Genomic DNA, 18,275 nt, shown 5'->3' with positions numbered 1-18,275 from the left:
CAACGCCGTCGGCACGTGCCGCTGGCAGCACGCGGCTTCATGCGCGATTACGCGCTGGCCGGGCGGCGTCGGGCGGGGCCGTCCTGACCGGCGACCGCCGGCAACGGCAACATAAGCGAAGCATAATGCGCGCTGGCGGCACTCATGTTTCAGCGCGGGCGGCCAATCTTACAGATCATTACCAGCAGCCCGGGTGTAATGCCCTGAAACAATTCGCCCGGATTGCCGCGCCCAGCCTAGCTATCATCTGCCTATGCGAGCCAATCAGCCTACCCAGATCCTCGTCGTGGACGACGATCCCGAACTCCGCGACCTGCTGCGCGAATACCTCACCCAGCAGGGCTTTGCCGTGTCCGTGCTGCACGATGGCGAAGGCTTGCAGGCACGCCTGGAGCGCGAGCGCCCCGCCCTGATCGTGCTCGACCTGATGATGCCCAAGGTGGATGGGCTGACCGCATTGCGCAACCTGCGTGCCAAGAACGACGACATTCCCGTGATCCTGCTGACCGCGCGCAGCGACGAGATCGACCGCATCGTGGGGCTGGAGATCGGCGCGGACGATTATCTCGGCAAGCCATTCTCGCCGCGCGAGCTGCTGGCGCGGATCAATGCCGTGCTGCGCCGCAAGCTGGCCCGCCCCGCGGCCGCGCCGGAAGACCGCGAGGGCATGGCCTTCGGGCCATTCCGCGTCAACTTCCGCCAGCGCTCGCTGGTGCGCAGCGGCGACCCGGTGGCGATCAGCGATACCGAGTTCGCGCTGCTCAAGCTGCTGTTGATGCACCCGCTTGAGGTACTGTCGCGCGAGCGCATCGTGGAGCTGATGTATGGCACCGCGAGCGGCATCAGCGACCGCGGCATCGACGTCCAGATCTGGCGCCTGCGCCGCCTGCTCGACGAAGACGCCCAGCGTCCCCGCTACATCCAGACGGTACGGGGGCGCGGTTACACCTTCGTGCCCGACGAAGCCGAAGACATTGCCCAATGAAGCTGCGCATCGATACGCTGTTCGGACGCATCGCGCTGCTGATCGCAGCGGTGCTGGTGCTGAGCCATTTCTCCTGGCTCGCGATCCTGCGCATGGATCGCCGCCAGCAGCAGGTGGATTACTCCGTCGAGCAGATGATGTTCCAGTTCGAGAGCATCCAGCGCGCGCTTGCCGCTCAGCCGCCCATCAAGCTGCCAAGCCTGGTGGAAGTGGCCAGCGAGGCCAGCGCGGCCGAGCACACCGTGGCGGCCAAGGGCCGCGCGCGCCGGCTGGTCGAGCAGTTCTCTCAGCGCATGCCGCCTGGGACCCAGGTACGGCTCGAGGAAGACCAGACCACGCGCATCTGGGTCAAGCTGCCGCACCGGCAGGACTGGATCGCGATGCCGGCGCTATGGGTGGTCAACCCGCCGCCCGACAACCGCCTGCTGCCTGGCGTGATCCTGGTGGTCGGCGTGGCCATGGCAGTGGCCTTGCTGATTGCCTGGCAGATCCAGCGCCCGGTGCGCGACATGGCGGCTGCGGCCGAGCAGCTGTCGCGCCAGCACACCGTCAAGCCGCTGCGTGAGCGCGGCCCGCACGAGCTGCGCCAGTTGATCGTGCGCTTCAACCGCATGATGGCTGACCTGACCCGCATCGACCAGGAGCGCAATACGATGCTTGCCGGCATCGCCCACGATCTCAAGACGCCGCTGGCGCGGTTGCGGTTGCGCGCGGAGATGCTGGCCGACCCCAAGGCCGCAGCCGGCGTCACGCGCGATGTCGAGTCCATGTCCGCCATTGTCGAGCAGTTCCTGACCTTTGCCCAAAGCGGCGAACCCGCGGCGCGGCCGGTGCCGGTCGATCGCCGCATCGGCGAGCTGGCCGCCTCGCTGGCCGAGCAGGACAAGCCGGTGGAGGTCTCGCTGATGGCAGGCGAGGGCTTCCGCATGATCGCCACCCAGCTCGACCGTATCGTCGGCAACCTGATCGACAACGCCTATGCCTACGGGGCAGCGCCGGTGCTGCTCAGCACCTCGCGCCAGGCCGACGGCTGGCACATGGTGGTGGAGGACCATGGCGAAGGCATTCCGCCTGACGCTATGGAAAAGGTCACCCTGCCGTTCGTGCGGCTGGACCCGGCGCGCGGCGGCAATGCGCACTCGGGCCTGGGCCTGGCCATCGTCGACCGGCTGGTGCGCCAGGCGGGCGGCCGCCTGGTGCTGGCAAACCGGGACGAGGGCGGCCTGCGGGTGGAAATGGTGTTTCCGTTCGCGGCGCTGGCACAAGCGGCCTGAGCGTCGGCCGCCGGACGGCGGCGTCCCGGCTCGTATCAGATCTGGAACACATTCAGGCGGTTTTCCCCTGCACGGGGGCTGCCTGCTGACGCCATGGCCACGCCGGCCATACGCTGGCTCGCGTGGTACGCAGCTTGCTGCGAGTAGTTGCTCTATGCGCTTTGGCAACGCGTAGCGCCAATCCAGTGGATCAGGAGACGCATCATGGCAACTTTCGTCACGCTTCTAAACTTCACCGACCAGGGAATCCGTACCGTCAAGGACACAACCAAGCGCGCCGCGGCTGTTCGCGAAATGGCAAAGGCAAGCGGCATCGAAATGAAAGATATCTTCTGGACGCTCGGGCAATATGACCTGGTAGCGACCTTTACCGCGCCCGACGATGCCACCATGACCGCATTCGGCCTGGCCCTGGGCATGGCGGGCAACGTCCGCAGCCAGACGCTGCGTGCCTTCTCCACTGACGAGATGAACGGCATCCTCAGCAAGCTGCCGTAGCCACTTGCCAGCCGGCATCAAAAAGCCCGCATCATTGTGCGGGCTTTTTACTGTCTGACACGGCGCTCAGGCGCCTGGCGCCTTTTTCTTCTCGCCGATGCGGCTTTCCTTGCCGGCCAGCAGCTTTTCGATGTTGGCGCGGTGCCGCACCACCAGCAGCACGCTGATCGCGAATACCGCGCCGGCGAGCACGTCCACACCCGACATCAGGACATAGAAGAAAGGCGCAAAGACCGCCGACACCAGCGCCGCCAGCGACGAGTAACGGAAGAAGAAGGCCACGATCAGCCAGGTCGCCATCGTGCCCGCGCCCAGCAGCGGGTCGATGGCAAACAGGATGCCGGCCGCGGTGGCCACGCCCTTGCCGCCCGCAAAGCGGAAGAACACCGGGAACAGGTGGCCCAGGAACACCGCCACCGCCACCAGCGCGATGCCCGTGTGGTCGACCCCGTACGCCGGGCCGAAGCGCTGCGCCAGCCAGACCGCCAGCCAGCCCTTCAGGGCATCGCCGATCAGCGTCAGGATGGCGGCCTTCTTGTTGCCGCTGCGCAGCACGTTGGTGGCACCAGGGTTGCCGGAGCCATAGGTGTGCGGATCGGGCAGGCGCATGGCCTTGCTGACCACGACGGCAAAGGAAATGGAGCCGATCAGGTAGGCGGCTAGTGCGAAGATCAGATTGGCCATGTGGGAATTGGGGGTTTTAGGCTGGCGGGATTGTAGCGTGGAAGGGGGGTAGGGGGGATGGGGGGCTTTGAGGGTGGTGGTGCTTTTGTGGGCGGTGTTGGCTTTTGGGCCCAAGGGCCATACGACATCGCCCTGCGGGGTTGGTTGCTGCTTATTTCATCGGCGTTGGTTTTTGGACCCAAGGGCCATACGACATCCCCCTGCGGGGGCTGCCGGTCACTTTTCTTTGACCGGCAAAGAAAACTAACGAAAAGAAAGCCGCCCTGCCGGGGGCAGAGCAATCAGGCTTAAGTGGGGCAGTGGTTGCGTCGTACGGCCCGGAGTGTTGGCTGGCCGATCCTACCGGCCCCAAGGACATCGTACTTGCATGACCCAATAGTCACGTGGTGGTGCCCCTGATTGCTTTGCTCGGTGCGCGTTCGGGCATCTGCCGTTCGCGGTGCGCAGCGCCACGATCCTGCCTGCCTTGGTGGTTTCGTGGTTTTGTCTCTAGCGGCGGGTGCCCGGCCATTTGATGCCCTGCCGTACCGGCGCGAGCGGCGCCTTGCTTCACCCCCCTCTGGTTTCGTGGTGGGCACCGTGGCCCGTGCGCGAGGGCCGCGCTCACACCCACGGCGCTCGTCCTCCGAGACAAAACCACGAAACCAGCCACACCCGAAACGGCGCGGCACTTCGCACCGCGAACGGCAGATGTGGGAACGGGCACCGCACACGAGGTCAGGGGCCGCACCACGTAACCCATGGGCCATGCAGAAACGATGCCCTTGGGGTCGGTAGGATCGGCTAGCCAACACTCCGGGCCGTACGACGCAACCACCGCCCCACATAAGCCTGATTGCTCTGCTCCCGGCAGGGCGGCTTTCTTTTCGTTAGTTTTCTTTGCCGGTCAAAGAAAAGTGACCGGCAGCCCCCGCAGGGGGATGTCGTATGGCCCTTGGGCGCAAAAACCATCGCCGCTGAAAGAAACAGCAACCAACCAAGCAAGGGCGATGTCGTATGGCTCTTGGGTGCAAAAGCCATCGCCGCTGAAGGAAACAGCGACTCACCCGCAGGGCAATGTCGTATGGCTCTTGGGTGCAAACGCCATCGCCGCTCAAAGAAACAGCGACCACCCCATCCTCACCCTCATCAATCCCTCAACCCACACTCCACCACCTCCGCCCCCACCAACGTCTTCAAAACCTGCGGATCAATACTAACCAGATACCCCCTGCGGCCCCCATTGATATAGATCCGCTCCAGCGCCAGCACACCGGCCTCAACAAAAACCGGCATCCGCTTGCGCGTCCCGAACGGCGAGGTCCCGCCCACCAGATACCCGCTATGCCGCTGCGCCACCTCCGGCTTGCAGGGCTGCACGCTCTTGTGCCCGGTTTGCCGCGCCAGGTTCTTGGTAGACACCGAACAGTCGCCATGCATTAGCACAATCAGCGGCTGCGCACGCTCGTCTTCCATCACCAGCGTCTTGATCACCGCGTGCTCGTCCACGCCGAGCTGGCGGGCGGACTCGCCGGTGCCGCCATGCTCGACGTAGTCATAGGCATGCTCGCCAAAGGCAACGCCATGCCGCTTGAGGAACTGGGTGGCCGGGGTTTCCGAAACGTGTTTGGTCTTGCTCATGATGGATGACGGATCGCAATGACCGCGCGGGCAACCTAGCCGCGCGGATGGTGGTGCTGGTGCAGCTCGCGCAGGCGCTCGCGCGCCACGTGCGTGTAGATCTGCGTGGTGGAGATATCGGCGTGCCCCAGCAGCAACTGCACCACGCGCAGGTCCGCGCCGTGGTTGAGCAGGTGGGTGGCAAAGGCATGCCGCAAGGTGTGCGGTGACAGCGGCGCGTAGATCTCGGCTTCGCGGGCGTGGCGCTTGATCAGGTGCCAGAAGGCCTGGCGCGTCATGCCGTCGCCGCGCTGGGTGACGAACAGCGCTTCGCAGGCACGCTCGCCCAACAGCGCGGGCCGGCCTTCGGCCAGGTAGCGGCGCAGCCAGTCGCCGGCTTCGGTGCCAAACGGCACCAGGCGTTCCTTGTTGCCCTTGCCGCCCACCACGCGCGCCACGCCCTCGTTCAGGCTGATCTCGATGGTCTTCATCTGTGTCAGCTCGGACACGCGCAGGCCGCTGGCATACATCAGCTCCAGCATGGTGCGGTCGCGCAGGCCAAGCGGCGTGGCGGTGTCGGGTGTCTCCAGCAGCGCCTCGACCTGGGCTTCGGTCAGGGTCTTGGGAAAGCGCGGCGGCTGCTTGGCCGGGCGCAGCAGCAGGCAGGGATCGGCCGTGATCATGTGCTCGCGCAGCGCCCACTGGAAAAAGCGCTTGAACACCGTCAGCCGCCGGTTGGCGGACGAGGCGCGGGTTTCCAGGTGGCGCGAGGCGAAGTAGCCGTTGAGGGCGCTGTCGTCCACCGCCAGCAGCGCGCAGGTGCCCGAGGCATGCAGCCAGCGCGACAGCAGCGCCAGGTCGCGCCGGTAGGCGTCGATGGTGTTCTGCGCAAGGCCGTCTTCGAGCCACAGCGCGTCGCAGAAGCGGTCGACCAGGGCCAGGTCGGCGAGCAGGGCGGGGCTGTCCTCGGTGTCTTCGGTGTCGATGACGGCGTTGCTGTCTTCCATGTCGTCGATATGGCCGCTGTCGCCGCCGTTGTCACCGTCGTCAATCTGCGCAATGTCGTTCATGCCAGCATCACCCCTTCATGGCGCAGCAGCCAGCGTTTGATATCAAGGAAGAAGCCGTCGCCGTCATGGTTGGCAAAGCCGCCGATGCCGCTGGCGCCAACCACGCGATGGCAGGGAATCACCAGTGGGAAGAAATTCGCCCCGCACGCCTGCCCGACCGCGCGTGGCGCGCTGGCGATCTGCCGCGCCACCGCGCCATAGGTGGTGACCTTGCCACGCGGCACGTTCGAGATCGCTTGCCAGACCCGGCGCTGGAACGCGCTGCCGACCGGCGCCAGCGGGATATCGAAGCGTGCATCCGGATCGACGTAGTAGGCCTCCAGTTGCCGCGCCAGGCGTTGCGTGACCGCGTTGGCCGGCTCGACGAGCCGCATGCTCGCGGGCAGGTACACGATCTCGCGGACGAATTCACCGTCGGTGCGCACGCCGATCTTGCCGAAAGGGGCTGGGAGGATGGCGTCGAAGATGGAGTCCATGGCAGGGGTGGGAAGCGCGAGCCTGGATTTTAGAGCATGGCGGCGGCGCCGGGATGCGCGGTGGCGTGTGGGGCGCACCGCAGAGGGCCATGCAACCACTTGACTGGGGTTTCCCCTTCCTTGAGTTCTGGTCTGGCTTATTATTTAATTCAATCTGAATTAATTAATGCCGCAGCTAGATGCACCGCCGTCGCCACTCAGCGCGCAACGTGATGCAGGCGGCACTCATAACAGCATTCGGAGACCACATGAACAGTGCCAAGGCCGGCCGCGGCGTGAATTCCGCCAGTTTGCGGCTGTACAACGAGCGCGCGCTACTGCTGGCGCTGCGGCATGCCGGGGAGGCGTCCAAGGCGGATCTCGCCCGCATCGCGCAGCTCACCAACACGGCGGTGGGCAGCATCGTGCAGACGCTCACCGAGGATGGCCTGATCCATGTGGCCGGCCGCCGCCAGGATGGGCAGCGTGGCCAGCCGGCCAGCCTGATCCGCCTGCAGCCCAAGGGCGCGTTCGGCATCGGGGTCCGGCTGGACCGTGGCAGCATCGAGTGCGTGATGGTGGACTTCGGCGGCGAGATCCTCGCCAGCCGCGCCCACCAGATGGTCCTGCCCCACCCGGAGCAAGCGCTGGCATTGGTGCGCGACGATGTGGCCGAACTGCGTGCGCTGCTTACGCCGGACGAGCGCAAGCGCCTGCTTGGCATCGGCGTGGCCCAGCCCTATAACCTCGGTGCCTGGCTGCGCGAGCTGGACTTGCAGGACGAGGCATCGCAGGCCACCTTCCGCGCCTGGGATGCCGTGGACTTTGCCGCAGCGCTGTCGGATGCCACCGGCCTGCCGGTGTTTGGCGAGAACGACGGCACCGCTGCTGCCGTGGCCGAGCTGTTCTACGGCAGCCACCACGCGCAGAGCTTCCTCTATGTCTTCGTCGGCCCGGCCATCGGCGGCGGCGTGGCGCTCAACGGAGACTGCGTGCGCGGCGTGTCGGGCAATGCCGGCGACATCGGCATGATGCCGGTGCAGCCCAGCACCCTGGCCTCCGCGCCGCGCACCGGCAAGCGGCGCGACATCCTGCTGGCGCGCGCCTCGCTCAACGCGCTGACGCGCCACCTGCGCCACCACGGCGTGACCATCGACGGCCATGCCGATCTGGAAGCGCAGGTGCGCGTCCAGCACCCGGCGGTGGCGCAGTGGCTGGACGACTGCATCGATGCGCTGGCGCCCGCCATGCAATCGGCGCTGGCGGTGCTCGACGTGCCGCTGATCATCCTTGACGCCGATATCGACGGTGGCCTGGTGCAGGCGCTGATCGAGCGCCTGCAAGGCGAGCTGGACGACGGCGCGCCCGAGGCTCGGCGAGCGCCACGCGTGGTGCGTGGCTGCTTTGGTGCCAACGCCGGCGCGGTCGGTGCCGCGTCGCTGCCGATGTTCATGAATTTCTCGCCGCGGGCCGACATGCTCAAAGGCGCATCCGCCATGATTCCGGAGGCCAACCATGCCATCGTCTGATCTGTCCGCTTCGTCTATTTCACCTATTTCGCCCATTTCGGCTGCTTCGTCCGATACGTGCGATACGTGCGATACGTCCACCAAGGCGCCGCTGCTGGCGCTGCGCAATATCTGCAAGACCTTCCCCGGCGTGCGCGCGCTGCGCAATGTCGAGCTCACGGCCTACGCCGGCGAGGTCCACGCCTTGATGGGCGAGAACGGCGCCGGCAAGTCGACGCTGATGAAGATCCTGTCCGGCGCCTACACCGCGGACCCCGGCGGCGAATGCCATATCGACGGGCAACGGGTGCAGATCGATGGGCCGCAATCCGCGCGCGACCTTGGCGTGGCGGTGATCTACCAGGAGCTCAGCCTGGCGCCCAACCTGAGCGTGGCCGAGAACATCTATCTGGGCCGTGCCCTGCAGCGGCGCGGGCTGGTGGCGCGCGGCGAGATGGTGCGCGCCTGCGCGCCCACGCTGGCCAGGCTCGGCGCGGATTTCTCGCCCGCGGCGAACGTGGCAAGCCTGTCGATCGCGCAGCGCCAGCTGGTGGAAATCGCGCGGGCCGTGCACTTCGAGGCGCGCATCCTGGTGATGGACGAGCCCACCACGCCGCTGTCCACGCACGAGACGGATCGCCTGTTCGCGCTGATCCGCCAACTGCGCGGCGAAGGCATGGCGATTCTCTATATCAGCCACCGCATGGCCGAGATTGACGAGCTGGCCGATCGCGTGACCGTGTTGCGCGACGGCTGTTTCGTTGGCACGCTGGACCGCGCGCACCTGTCGCAGGCGGCGCTGGTCAAGATGATGGTGGGGCGCGACCTGTCAGGTTTCTACACCAAGACGCACGGCCAGGCGGTCGAGCGTGAGGTGATGCTGTCCGTGCGCGACGTGGCCGATGGCCGGCGCGTCAAGGGCTGCAGCTTCGACCTGCGCGCCGGCGAGGTACTGGGGCTGGCGGGCCTGGTCGGCGCGGGCCGCACGGAGCTGGCGCGGCTGGTGTTCGGGGCCGACATGCGCACGCGCGGCGAGGTCCGGATTGCCGACCCGGCCAACCCGGCCGGCACTGGCGGGCTGGTCACGCTGCCGGCCGGCGGCCCGCGCCAGGCCATCGATGCCGGCATTGCCTACCTGACCGAGGACCGCAAGCTGCAGGGCCTGTTCCTGGACCAGAGCGTGCACGAGAACATCAACCTGATCGTGGCCGCGCGCGACGCACTAGGCCTGGGCCGCCTGAACCGGAGCGCCGCGCGCCGCCGCACGGCCGAGGCCATCGACACGCTGGGCATCCGCGTGGCGCATGCGCAGGTCAACGTGGGCGCGCTGTCCGGCGGCAACCAGCAGAAGGTGATGCTGTCGCGGCTGCTGGAAATCCAGCCGCGCGTGCTGATCCTGGATGAGCCCACGCGTGGCGTGGACATCGGCGCCAAGTCGGAGATCTATCGGCTGATCAACGCGCTGGCCCAGAGCGGCGTGGCGATCCTGATGATCTCCAGCGAGCTGCCCGAAGTGGTGGGCCTGTGTGACCGCGTGCTGGTCATGCGCGAGGGCGCGCTGGCCGGCGAGGTGCGCCCCGCCGGCAGCGCGGCCGAAACCCAGGAGCGCATCATCGCGCTGGCCACCGGCGCGGCCGCGCAGCCGGCGCCCGCATGGGCGGACGTGCCGCGCGCCGCCGCCGGCCATGCAACTAGCATCACGCTGCATTGAGGCAGGGCGCAGCCTGTACGCCGCCCGCAAGAGACAGAACCATCGACGCCGGCCCGCAACGCTGCGCAGCCGCCGGCGCAGGAGACAACCATGCATGAATCCATCACACGTCCCGCCGCTTCCACTGGCGCTTCGTTGCCCGCGGCCACTCTCGGCCGCCTCACCACCCAGGAGCGCCTGCGCGCGCTTGGCATGCTGCCCGTGCTGGTGCTGCTGTGCATCGGTTTCTCGGTGCTGACCGAGAACTTCGCCGGCTGGCAGAACCTGTCGATCATCGCGCAGCAAGCCTCCATCAACATGGTGCTGGCCGCGGGCATGACCTTCGTGATCCTGACCGGCGGCATCGATTTGTCGGTGGGCTCCATCCTGTCGATCTCGGCGGTGGTGGCGATGCTGGTGTCGCTGATGCCGCAGCTCGGCATGCTGAGCGTGCCCGCCGCGCTCTTGTGCGGCCTGCTGTTCGGCATCGTCAACGGCGCGTTGGTCGCTTTCATGAAACTGCCGCCGTTCATCGTCACACTGGGCACGCTGACGGCGGTGCGCGGGCTGGCGCGGCTGGTCGGCAACGACAGCACGATCTACAACCCGGATATCGGCTTTGCCTTTATCGGCAACGGCGAAGTACTGGGCGTGCCCTGGCTGGTGATCATCGCCTTTGCCGTGGTGGCGGTGTCGTGGTTCGTGCTGCGCCGCACTGTGCTGGGCTTGCAGATCTACGCGGTGGGCGGCAATGCCGAGGCGGCGCGCCTGTCCGGCATCAAGGTGTGGGTCGTGCTGCTGTTCGTGTACGCGGTGTCCGGGCTGCTGGCGGGGCTGGGCGGCGTGATGTCTTCCGCGCGCCTGTACGCGGCCAACGGGCTGCAGCTTGGCCAGTCGTACGAGCTCGATGCCATCGCCGCGGTCATCCTGGGCGGCACCAGCTTCGTGGGCGGCACCGGCTCCATCGTCGGCACGCTGGTCGGGGCGCTGATCATCGCGGTGCTGTCCAACGGACTGGTGCTGCTGGGCGTGTCAGATATCTGGCAATACATCATCAAGGGGCTGGTGATCATTGGTGCGGTGGCGCTCGACAGCTATCGCCGCAAGGGCTCGGCGCGCACGTGAAGCGTGCGTGACCTGACCACCGGCTACTGGAGACACGATATGTCCAAGCAATACCTGGCGGCACTGGCGATGGCGGCAATGAGCCTGCTGTGCGCCGGCGCCGCCGCACAGAACGCGCCGGACGCCGCACCGGCGAGCGCGGCCGCGCAACGGCCGCTGAAAAAAGTCGGCGTCACGCTCGGCTCGCTCGGCAACCCGTACTTCGTCGCGCTGGCGCACGGCGCCGAAGCCGCCGCCAAGAAGATCAACCCGGATGCCAAGGTCACGGTGCTGTCCGCCGACTATGACCTCAACAAGCAGTTCTCGCATATCGATAGCTTTATCGTGTCGAAGGTGGACCTGATCCTGATCAACGCGGCCGACGCGCGCGCCATCGAGCCCGCGGTGAAGAAGGCCCGCAAGGCCGGCATCGTGGTGGTGGCGGTGGACGTGGCGGCGGCGGGTGCCGACGCCACGGTGCAGACCGACAACACGCAGGCCGGCGAGTTGGCCTGCGCCTTTCTCGCCGAGCGGCTGGGCGGGCGCGGTAACCTCATCATCCAGAATGGCCCGCCGGTGTCTGCCGTGCTGGATCGCGTGAAGGGCTGCAAGACGGTGCTGGGCAAGCACCCCGGCATCCACGTGCTCTCCGATGACCAGGATGGCAAGGGCTCACGCGAGGGCGGCCTCAATGTCATGCAGCTTTACCTGACCCGCTTCCCCAAGATCGACGCGGTCTTCACCATCAACGACCCGCAGGCTGTCGGCGCCGACCTGGCCGCGCGTCAGCTGAACCGCCGTGGCATCCTGATCGCGTCTGTCGATGGCGCGCCCGATATCGAGGCCGCGCTCAAGGCCAACACGCTGGTGCAGGCCTCGGCCAGCCAGGACCCGTGGGCCATCGCCCGCACCGCGGTGGAGATCGGCGTGGGGCTGATGCATGGCCAGGCACCCGCAAACCGCATCGTGTTGCTGCCGCCCACACTGGTCACGCGTGCCAATGTGAACGCGTACAAGGGCTGGGCCGCGCCGCGCTAGCCGGGCAGCGGTCCGCGCTCAACTTACAACCGAATCCCCTGATAGCCGATCAACCGATCAACCGACCAACCGACCAACCGACCAACCGACCAACCGACCAACCGACCAACCGACTGGTGAAACCATGCCAAACAATGCTGTAGGCGCAGTCCCCGAATTCGACTTCGTGCTGTTCGGCGGCACCGGCGACCTGGCCACGCGCAAGCTGCTGCCGGCGCTGTTCGATGCGCACTGCGTGGGCTCGTTGCACGCGCGCGGGCGCATCCTCGCACTCGGCAGCCAGCCGCTCGGCCAGGAAGCCTACCTGGCCATGCTCGAGTCCAAGGTGCGTCCGGCGCTGCCCGCTGCCGCCGCGGCCGAAGTCTGGCAGGCCTTTGTCGCGCGCATCCTCTACCTGCAGGTGGACGCCAACGCGCCGGAGGGTTTCGATGCACTCGCCGAGCTGGTCCGTGCCCGCGCCGCGCCGGTGGTGGTGTTCTACCTGGCCACCGGCCCGCAGTTGTTCGTGCCGATCTGCGAGCAACTGGCGCGCACCGGCCTTAACCACGCAGGCGTGCGCATCGTGCTGGAAAAGCCGCTGGGCCACGATCTGGCCTCGTCCGATGCCATCAACTCCGCGGTGGCGCAACATTTTGCCGAAGACCAGATCTACCGCATCGACCATTACCTGGGCAAGGAGTCGGTGCAGAACCTGATGGCGATGCGCTTTGGCAACGTACTGTTCGAACCGCTGTGGCGGCGCGAATGGGTGCGCGATGTGCAGATCACCATCGCCGAGGAAATCGGCGTGGAAAAGCGCGGCGCATTCTACGACGGCATCGGCGCGCTGCGCGACATGGTGCAGAACCACCTGCTGCAACTGCTGTGCATGGTGGCGATGGAGCCGCCGGCCAGCCTGTCGGAGGACGCGATCCGCGACGAGAAGCTGAAGATCCTCAAGGCGCTCAAGCCCATCGAGTTGAACGAGGTCGCCGAGAAGGTGGTGCGCGGGCAATACTGCCGTGGCGCGGCGGCCGGCGACGCCGTGCCGGGCTATGTGAACGAGCCGGCCGTCGCGCCCGATAGCCAGACCGAGACCTTCGTCGCCATCAAGGCGGAGGTTGCCAACTGGCGCTGGGCCGGCGTGCCGTTCTACCTGCGCACCGGCAAGCGCATGCAGTCGCGCGTGGCCGAGATCGTGATCCAGTTCCGCGACGTGCCGTACTCGCTGTTCCCGCGCCCGCTGGACCACGAGCCCGGCAACCGGCTGGTGATCACGCTGCAGCCGGAGGAAAGCATCCGCCTGCATTTCCTGGTCAAGCATCCCGGCGACACGCAGGCGCTGCAGCCCGCCACGCTGGACCTGCAACGCATGCTGCCGCGCGGCCAGGGCAATCGCAATGAGCGCAAGACTGGGGCTTACGAGCGGCTGCTGCTGGACGTGATCCGCGGGCGGCTCGGGCTGTTCGTGCGGCGCGACGAGCAGGCGCAGGCCTGGCGGTGGGTCGCGCCGATCCAGCAGGCCTGGGCGCAGAGCAATCTCGCGCCCAAGCTCTACACCGCCGGCACTTGGGGGCCGGCGGCGTCGAGCGCGCTGCCCTCGCGCGATGGCGCGGTGTGGCATGAAGAGCTGTGAGACGCGTTGTGAAGCCAGTCTGAAGCATGGCGACGCGCCGGCGGTTGCCGGCGCGGCGGCGAGTACAGGAGTTGATTCGATGTCCACGATGTCCCCGAAGTCCGATTTCCCAAGCACCTGGCAACGGCTTGAAGAGCATGCGCAGGTCATCCGCCATGCCCACCTGCGCGACTGGTTCGACGGCCAGCAGGGCGAAGCCCGTGGCGCCGGCTTCGTGGCCGAGGCGGCCGGCCTGACGCTCGACTACGCCAAGAACCGCGTCACCGACACCACCATGGCGCTGCTCTTCGCGCTGGCCGACGAGGCCGGCGTGAGCGCGCGGCGCGATGCCATGTACCGCGGCGAAGCGGTCAACACCACCGAGCGCCGCGCCGCGCTGCATATGGCGCTGCGCGCGTGGCCGCAGGACGGCTTTCACGCGCAGGGCGTGGCGGTGGCCGGCGACGTGGCTGCGGTGCTCTCCCAGATGGAGCGCTTTGCCGACGCGGTGCGCGGCGGCACGTGGCGCGGCTGGAATGGCCGCCGGATCACCGACGTGATCAATATCGGCATCGGCGGCTCGGACCTCGGCCCGCGCATGGTCTGCCGCGCGCTCGCGCACCTGGACACCGAAGGGCCGCGCCTGCATTTTGTCGCCAACGTGGATGGCAGCGATCTTGCCGCCGTGCTGGCGCGGCTGGACGCCGCCAGCACGCTGGTGGTGGTTTGCTCCAAGACCTTCACCACGCTGGAGACCATGGCCAACGCGCACACCGCGCGCACCTGGTTCCTGCGCCACGGCGTGCCGCACGCACAGTTGGCCAGCCACTTCGTCGCGGTCTCCACCAACCGGCAGGCGGTGGCCGCGTTCGGCATCGACCCCGCCAATATGTTCCCGTTCTGGGACTGGGTGGGTGGGCGCTTTTCGCTATGGTCCGCGGTGGGGTTGTCGATTGCGCTGGCTGTTGGCTTTGCGCGCTTTCGCCAGTTGCTCGATGGCGCCCGCGCCATGGACCGGCATTTCGCCGAGGCCGACGCGCCGCAGAACATGCCGATGATCCTCGGCCTGCTCGACGTGTGGTATCGCAGCTTCCTGGGCACCGGCAGCCGCTGCGTGGCGCCGTACTGCGAGCCGCTCGAGCTGCTGCCGGCCTTCTTGCAGCAGCTCGAGATGGAGAGCAACGGCAAGTCCGTGCAGCTCGATGGTGCCGCCGCCGCGCAAGGCACCGCGCCGGTGGTGTGGGGCACCACCGGCACCAACGGACAGCACGCCTACTTCCAGATGGTGCACCAGGGCTCGCACTGGATGCCGGTGGATTTCATCGCCGCGCTGGAGCCGGTGCACCCGATGCCGGGTCACCACGGCAAGCTGCTCGCCAACTGCTTTGCGCAAGGCGAGGCGTTGCTGCGCGGACGTACCGCGCAAGAGGTCAGGGCGCTCGGCGTGCAGGACGAAGCGCTGGTGCCGCACATGGTGTTCGAGGGCAACCGCCCCAGCAATACGCTGTTGCTGCAGCGGCTCGATCCGTATCATCTGGGCGCATTGATCGCGCTTTCGGAGCACCGCACCTTCGTGCAGGGCGTGCTGTGGAATATCAACTCGTTCGACCAGTGGGGCGTGGAGCTGGGCAAGCAACTTGCCGCGCCGATCGCCTGCGAGCTCGACGGCGGGCCGGCGCGCCCGCATGATGCTTCCACCGCCGGCCTGATCCGGCGCGCATTGGCCGCGGCATCGGCCTGGCAAGGCTGACGCGCGGCAGCGCACGCATACGGAAAACCGAGAAAGAGGATGCAATGACAACGACATCATGGCCAGCCTACGTCGTCTTTGGCGAGGCATTGACCGATATGGTCCACCAGGGCGGGCAGGACTGGCTCGGCCTGCCCGGCGGCTCGTGCTGGAACGTGGCCCGCGTGGGCGCGCGGCTGGGCGTGCCTACCGCCTTTGCCGGTGCGATCAGCGCCGACACGCTGGGCGACCAACTGGCCGAGGCCAGTGCCGAGGCTGGCCTGGACCTGCGCTTCCTGCAGCGCGTGGAGCGCTCGCCGCTGCTGGCGTTTGTCGGCGCGCAGCACCCGCCGCAGTACTTTTTCGTCGGCGACGACAGCGCCGATCTCTACTTCGACCCCGAGCGCTTGCCGCCGGGCTGGCGCCAGGCCGCGCGCACCGTGCACTTCGGCTCGCTCAGCCTCGCGCGCCAGCCGCTCGCCGCGCGCCTGTGCACGGAAGCCACGCAGGCCAGGGCCGCGGGCAAGCGCATTGCCTTCGATCCCAACTTCCGCACGCCCATGCGTGCACCGGAGTATCAGGCCGTCTTTGCGCACATGGCTGGCCTGGCGGACTACATCAAGGTATCGGACGAAGACCTGCGCGGCCTGTACCCCGCGCTGGACGAACACGCCGCGCTCGCCGCGCTCAGGGCGCTGGCGCCGCAGGCGTGCGTGCTGCTGACGCGCGGCGCGGATGGCATGACGCTGTTGCATGGGGACGGTGCTTGTGAGCAGCCGGTTTTCGCCGTCGAGGTGGTGGATACCGTCGGCTGCGGCGACGCTGCAATGGGCGGATGGATGGCGGGATTGTTGCTGGACCCCGAGGCGACGCTGGCGCGGCAGGCGCGATGGGCTGCCGCTACCGCGGCGGTGGCGGCCACGCGTGCAGGGGCGTATTCGCCGGCGGTGGCCGAGGTGAGCGTGCTACTGCGCGAGGCGGTGGTTCTGGCCTCTTTGGCCTGATCGCGTTGGGTCGGCGTTGCCGTGCTTCCTGCCGTGTTCCCTGTCGTGCTCCCCTCTCCCGCGTGCGGGAGAGGGGCTGGGGGAGAGGGCGGGCGCTCGTTACGCCGTCGTGCTGGACAACACCACGGGCTTCGCTTCAGGTGGCTCCTAGCTAAGCCACCCCTCTCCCCGGCCCTCTCCCCCTGAGGGGAGAGGGAGAGACAGCCGTCGTCATGGCGCGCGGCTTTGGCCCGCTCGCCGGCTTCGGCTAGTGCCGCGGGCTTGCCGCCAACATCACTGCTCCAGCTTGATGTTCTGCACCTTCACCAGCGTCTTCATCTTCTCGAATTCCTTCTTGATCTCCGCCGCATGCTCCGCCGGGGTGTTGCCCGAAGGTTCCGCGCCGGCAGTGCGCAAGCGCTGCTGGAAGTCCTTGTCCTGCAGCGCCTTGACCGCGGCTTCGTTCAGCTTCTTGATGACTTCGTCAGGCGTGCCGGCCGGGGCCACCAGGCCGTACCAGGCCGGGTCGTTCGGCTCTTTCAGGCCGAGCTCGCCAAAGGTCGGCACGTTCGGCAGGGAGTCGATGCGCTTGTTCCATGCCACCACGATCGGGCGCAGCTTGCCGGCCTTGATGTAGGGCATCGAGGAGGGCAGGTTGTCGACCATGATCGGCACCTGGCCGGCCAGCACGTCGTTCAGCGCCGGGCCCGCGCCGCGGTAGGGGATATGGACCATGAAGGTCTTGGTCGAGACCTTGAACTGCTCGCCCAGCATGTGGCCGAAGGCGCAGGTGCCGGAGGTCGCGTACGAATACTTGCCCGGATTGGCCTTGAGCACAGCCAGGAACTCCTTGTAGTCCTTGGCCGGGAAGTTCGGGTTGACCGCGATGACGTTGGCCACGTTGGCCAGGTTGGTGACGGGCTTGAAGTCCTTGATCGGGTCGTACGACAGCTTGGGGTTGCAGGCCGGGTTGACCGCCATGGTGGAGACCGTGGAGATGCCGATGGTGTAGCCGTCGGGCGCGGCCTTGGCGATGGCGTCGGCGCCGATCGAGCCGCCCCCGCCGGCGCGGTTTTCCACCACCACGGGCTGGCCCAGGATGCGGCTCATCTGGTCGGCCGCGCCACGGCCCACGATGTCCGTCGTGCCGCCGGGCGCAAACGGGATGATCAGCCGGATCGGCTTGGTCGGGAAGCTTTGCGCCTGCGCCACGGAGGCTGCTGCTGCCAGGCCAAGGGCCAGGGCGATTTTGCTGGTTTGCATGAGATCGTGTCTCCCGTCAAAGGACCGGGCGGGGATATCCGCCCAAGGTAAAGAACGCCGGCGACGCTGCCGCGGTGGCGGGGCTTTGAAGCCGGCGGCGTGAGTTCTGGCGGGCGGGCCTGGAGGCCGCCCGGGGGCTAACCGCCCAGGAGCCCGCGCTTGAGATCCCGGTCGACCGGATGGTCGCCAAGGAAGATGCGCAGCACGGCCTGGTAGAAATCTTCGCCCGGGATCGGCTTGCCGCGCGGCGTGCCGTTGATGGCGACCACGGTGCCGCCATCGGGCGAAAAGTCAAAATTGATCACATCGCCCTTGCGGGCGGTGCCCATCTGCTCCATGGTCTGGCGCAACTGGAACAGGCGCTCGGACAGCCTCTGGAACTGGACCTCGCTGTGGTTTTCGCGGAGCCCTTCGTTCAGGGCCTTGATAAAGGCATCGGGTGGCACCTCGCGCAGCGGCCGGATCTGCAGGCGCTTGGGGCCGTGGGCGCCCAGCACCACGGTCGCGTTGCGCGCCTTCTCCTGCAGGTAAAGGGCGGCCACATAGCCTTTGATGATGAACATCGAGCGCAGGCCGGTGCCGTTGAGCTGCAGCTCCTTGCCGCCGACCCGGGTGGCGTCGTCGATCCGCATGCCCTCGATTTCGTTGGCGCGCGCGCGCTCCGGCGGCATGGCCAGGGCCGCGCCCACGCAGAGGGTGAGCGCCAGCAGGCTTGCGCGGCGGGCGAGCGGTTCGCACGCGAACGGGGTACGACGGGAAAACATAAAGGCTGGACGGTACGACGGAACGTGCCATAGTCCA

16 protein-coding genes are annotated in these 18,275 nt (G+C 67.4%); 10 read left to right on the top strand and 6 right to left on the bottom strand.

Features of this window, described 5'->3' with window-relative positions:
• Positions 1 to 253 precede the first annotated feature (253 nt).
• The 3 genes from AC07XB_RS18155 to AC07XB_RS18145 all read left to right on the top strand — a co-directional run bounded on the left by AC07XB_RS18155 (position 254) and on the right by AC07XB_RS18145 (position 2,757).
• Positions 254 to 985, top strand: coding sequence for a response regulator (locus tag AC07XB_RS18155; RefSeq protein WP_492376134.1), 732 nt, complete (start codon positions 254 to 256; stop codon positions 983 to 985).
• Complete coding sequence (locus AC07XB_RS18150) at positions 982 to 2,259, top strand: ATP-binding protein (protein ID WP_492833190.1); 1,278 nt, start codon at positions 982 to 984, stop codon at positions 2,257 to 2,259. The genes AC07XB_RS18155 and AC07XB_RS18150 overlap by 4 nt, the downstream gene beginning before the upstream one ends.
• A 204-nt stretch (positions 2,260 to 2,463) precedes the next feature.
• Positions 2,464 to 2,757 (top strand): GYD domain-containing protein, encoded by a 294-nt coding sequence (locus tag AC07XB_RS18145; RefSeq protein ID WP_492376131.1) that lies wholly within the window; start codon positions 2,464 to 2,466, stop codon positions 2,755 to 2,757.
• A gap of 66 nt (positions 2,758 to 2,823) precedes the next feature.
• Here the strand turns inward: AC07XB_RS18145 and plsY are convergent, their stop codons facing one another.
• From plsY to AC07XB_RS18125, 4 genes are all read right to left on the bottom strand, one after another.
• Positions 2,824 to 3,441 (bottom strand): glycerol-3-phosphate 1-O-acyltransferase PlsY, encoded by a 618-nt coding sequence (plsY, locus tag AC07XB_RS18140; RefSeq protein ID WP_492833188.1) that lies wholly within the window; start codon positions 3,439 to 3,441, stop codon positions 2,824 to 2,826.
• Positions 3,442 to 4,569: 1,128 nt separating this feature from the next.
• On the bottom strand, positions 4,570 to 5,061 hold the full coding sequence (locus AC07XB_RS18135; RefSeq protein WP_492376669.1) for an aminoacyl-tRNA deacylase: 492 nt from the start codon (positions 5,059 to 5,061) through the stop codon (positions 4,570 to 4,572).
• A 35-nt stretch (positions 5,062 to 5,096) separates the two neighbouring features.
• The gene (xerD, locus tag AC07XB_RS18130; protein ID WP_492830645.1) at positions 5,097 to 6,047 is read right to left on the bottom strand and encodes a site-specific tyrosine recombinase XerD; all 951 of its coding nucleotides are present in this window, start codon (positions 6,045 to 6,047) and stop codon (positions 5,097 to 5,099) included.
• 59 nt (positions 6,048 to 6,106) lie between these two features.
• On the bottom strand, positions 6,107 to 6,586 hold the full coding sequence (locus tag AC07XB_RS18125; protein ID WP_492830608.1) for a methylated-DNA--[protein]-cysteine S-methyltransferase: 480 nt from the start codon (positions 6,584 to 6,586) through the stop codon (positions 6,107 to 6,109).
• Between the two features lie 248 nt (positions 6,587 to 6,834).
• Between AC07XB_RS18125 and AC07XB_RS18120 the strand changes: the two genes are divergently transcribed.
• The 7 genes from AC07XB_RS18120 (at position 6,835) to AC07XB_RS18090 (ending at position 16,232) form a co-directional block, all read left to right on the top strand.
• The gene (locus tag AC07XB_RS18120; protein ID WP_492376668.1) at positions 6,835 to 8,094 is read left to right on the top strand and encodes an ROK family transcriptional regulator; all 1,260 of its coding nucleotides are present in this window, start codon (positions 6,835 to 6,837) and stop codon (positions 8,092 to 8,094) included.
• On the top strand, positions 8,081 to 9,784 hold the full coding sequence (locus AC07XB_RS18115) for a sugar ABC transporter ATP-binding protein (RefSeq protein WP_492830609.1): 1,704 nt from the start codon (positions 8,081 to 8,083) through the stop codon (positions 9,782 to 9,784). Before AC07XB_RS18120 ends, AC07XB_RS18115 begins: the two co-directional genes overlap by 14 nt.
• A 90-nt stretch (positions 9,785 to 9,874) precedes the next feature.
• Positions 9,875 to 10,888, top strand: a complete 1,014-nt coding sequence (locus AC07XB_RS18110) for an ABC transporter permease subunit (RefSeq protein WP_492376666.1) — start codon at positions 9,875 to 9,877, stop codon at positions 10,886 to 10,888.
• A 78-nt stretch (positions 10,889 to 10,966) separates the two neighbouring features.
• On the top strand, positions 10,967 to 11,905 hold the full coding sequence (locus AC07XB_RS18105; RefSeq protein ID WP_492813194.1) for an ABC transporter substrate-binding protein: 939 nt from the start codon (positions 10,967 to 10,969) through the stop codon (positions 11,903 to 11,905).
• A 124-nt stretch (positions 11,906 to 12,029) separates the two neighbouring features.
• Complete coding sequence (gene zwf, locus AC07XB_RS18100; RefSeq protein WP_492376665.1) at positions 12,030 to 13,520, top strand: glucose-6-phosphate dehydrogenase; 1,491 nt, start codon at positions 12,030 to 12,032, stop codon at positions 13,518 to 13,520.
• A gap of 79 nt (positions 13,521 to 13,599) precedes the next feature.
• Positions 13,600 to 15,249, top strand: a complete 1,650-nt coding sequence (pgi, locus tag AC07XB_RS18095) for a glucose-6-phosphate isomerase (RefSeq protein WP_492830610.1) — start codon at positions 13,600 to 13,602, stop codon at positions 15,247 to 15,249.
• Between the two features lie 44 nt (positions 15,250 to 15,293).
• Positions 15,294 to 16,232, top strand: a complete 939-nt coding sequence (locus tag AC07XB_RS18090) for a carbohydrate kinase family protein (RefSeq protein WP_492830611.1) — start codon at positions 15,294 to 15,296, stop codon at positions 16,230 to 16,232.
• A gap of 273 nt (positions 16,233 to 16,505) precedes the next feature.
• Here AC07XB_RS18090 and AC07XB_RS18085 read toward each other — a convergent pair whose 3' ends face one another.
• Together AC07XB_RS18085 and AC07XB_RS18080 are read right to left on the bottom strand one after the other, a co-directional pair.
• Positions 16,506 to 17,474: a tripartite tricarboxylate transporter substrate binding protein BugE gene (locus tag AC07XB_RS18085; protein ID WP_253930730.1), complete on the bottom strand. Its 969-nt coding sequence runs from the start codon at positions 17,472 to 17,474 to the stop codon at positions 16,506 to 16,508.
• A gap of 137 nt (positions 17,475 to 17,611) precedes the next feature.
• A complete protein-coding gene (locus AC07XB_RS18080; protein ID WP_492373326.1) occupies positions 17,612 to 18,238 on the bottom strand; it encodes a chalcone isomerase family protein in 627 nt (208 codons plus the stop codon).
• Positions 18,239 to 18,275 lie beyond the last annotated feature (37 nt).

Source organism: Cupriavidus sp. GW821-FHT02F09, from assembly GCF_059421605.1.
The sequence above is the reverse complement of the archived record's forward strand: the minus strand, read 5'-3'. Positions and strand labels throughout refer to the sequence as shown.

Excerpts from the sequence above, each read along its gene's own strand:
- AC07XB_RS18155 (WP_492376134.1), top strand. The coding sequence starts at position 254 with ATGCGAGCCAATCAGCCTACCCAGATCCTCGTCGTGGACGACGATCCC.
- AC07XB_RS18150 (WP_492833190.1), top strand. The coding sequence starts at position 982 with ATGAAGCTGCGCATCGATACGCTGTTCGGACGCATCGCGCTGCTGATC.
- AC07XB_RS18145 (WP_492376131.1), top strand. The coding sequence starts at position 2,464 with ATGGCAACTTTCGTCACGCTTCTAAACTTCACCGACCAGGGAATCCGT.
- plsY (WP_492833188.1), bottom strand. The coding sequence starts at position 3,441 with ATGGCCAATCTGATCTTCGCACTAGCCGCCTACCTGATCGGCTCCATT.
- AC07XB_RS18135 (WP_492376669.1), bottom strand. The coding sequence starts at position 5,061 with ATGAGCAAGACCAAACACGTTTCGGAAACCCCGGCCACCCAGTTCCTC.
- xerD (WP_492830645.1), bottom strand. The coding sequence starts at position 6,047 with ATGGAAGACAGCAACGCCGTCATCGACACCGAAGACACCGAGGACAGC.
- AC07XB_RS18125 (WP_492830608.1), bottom strand. The coding sequence starts at position 6,586 with ATGGACTCCATCTTCGACGCCATCCTCCCAGCCCCTTTCGGCAAGATC.
- AC07XB_RS18120 (WP_492376668.1), top strand. The coding sequence starts at position 6,835 with ATGAACAGTGCCAAGGCCGGCCGCGGCGTGAATTCCGCCAGTTTGCGG.
- AC07XB_RS18115 (WP_492830609.1), top strand. The coding sequence starts at position 8,081 with ATGCCATCGTCTGATCTGTCCGCTTCGTCTATTTCACCTATTTCGCCC.
- AC07XB_RS18110 (WP_492376666.1), top strand. The coding sequence starts at position 9,875 with ATGCATGAATCCATCACACGTCCCGCCGCTTCCACTGGCGCTTCGTTG.
- AC07XB_RS18105 (WP_492813194.1), top strand. The coding sequence starts at position 10,967 with ATGAGCCTGCTGTGCGCCGGCGCCGCCGCACAGAACGCGCCGGACGCC.
- zwf (WP_492376665.1), top strand. The coding sequence starts at position 12,030 with ATGCCAAACAATGCTGTAGGCGCAGTCCCCGAATTCGACTTCGTGCTG.
- pgi (WP_492830610.1), top strand. The coding sequence starts at position 13,600 with ATGTCCACGATGTCCCCGAAGTCCGATTTCCCAAGCACCTGGCAACGG.
- AC07XB_RS18090 (WP_492830611.1), top strand. The coding sequence starts at position 15,294 with ATGACAACGACATCATGGCCAGCCTACGTCGTCTTTGGCGAGGCATTG.
- AC07XB_RS18085 (WP_253930730.1), bottom strand. The coding sequence starts at position 17,474 with ATGCAAACCAGCAAAATCGCCCTGGCCCTTGGCCTGGCAGCAGCAGCC.
- AC07XB_RS18080 (WP_492373326.1), bottom strand. The coding sequence starts at position 18,238 with ATGTTTTCCCGTCGTACCCCGTTCGCGTGCGAACCGCTCGCCCGCCGC.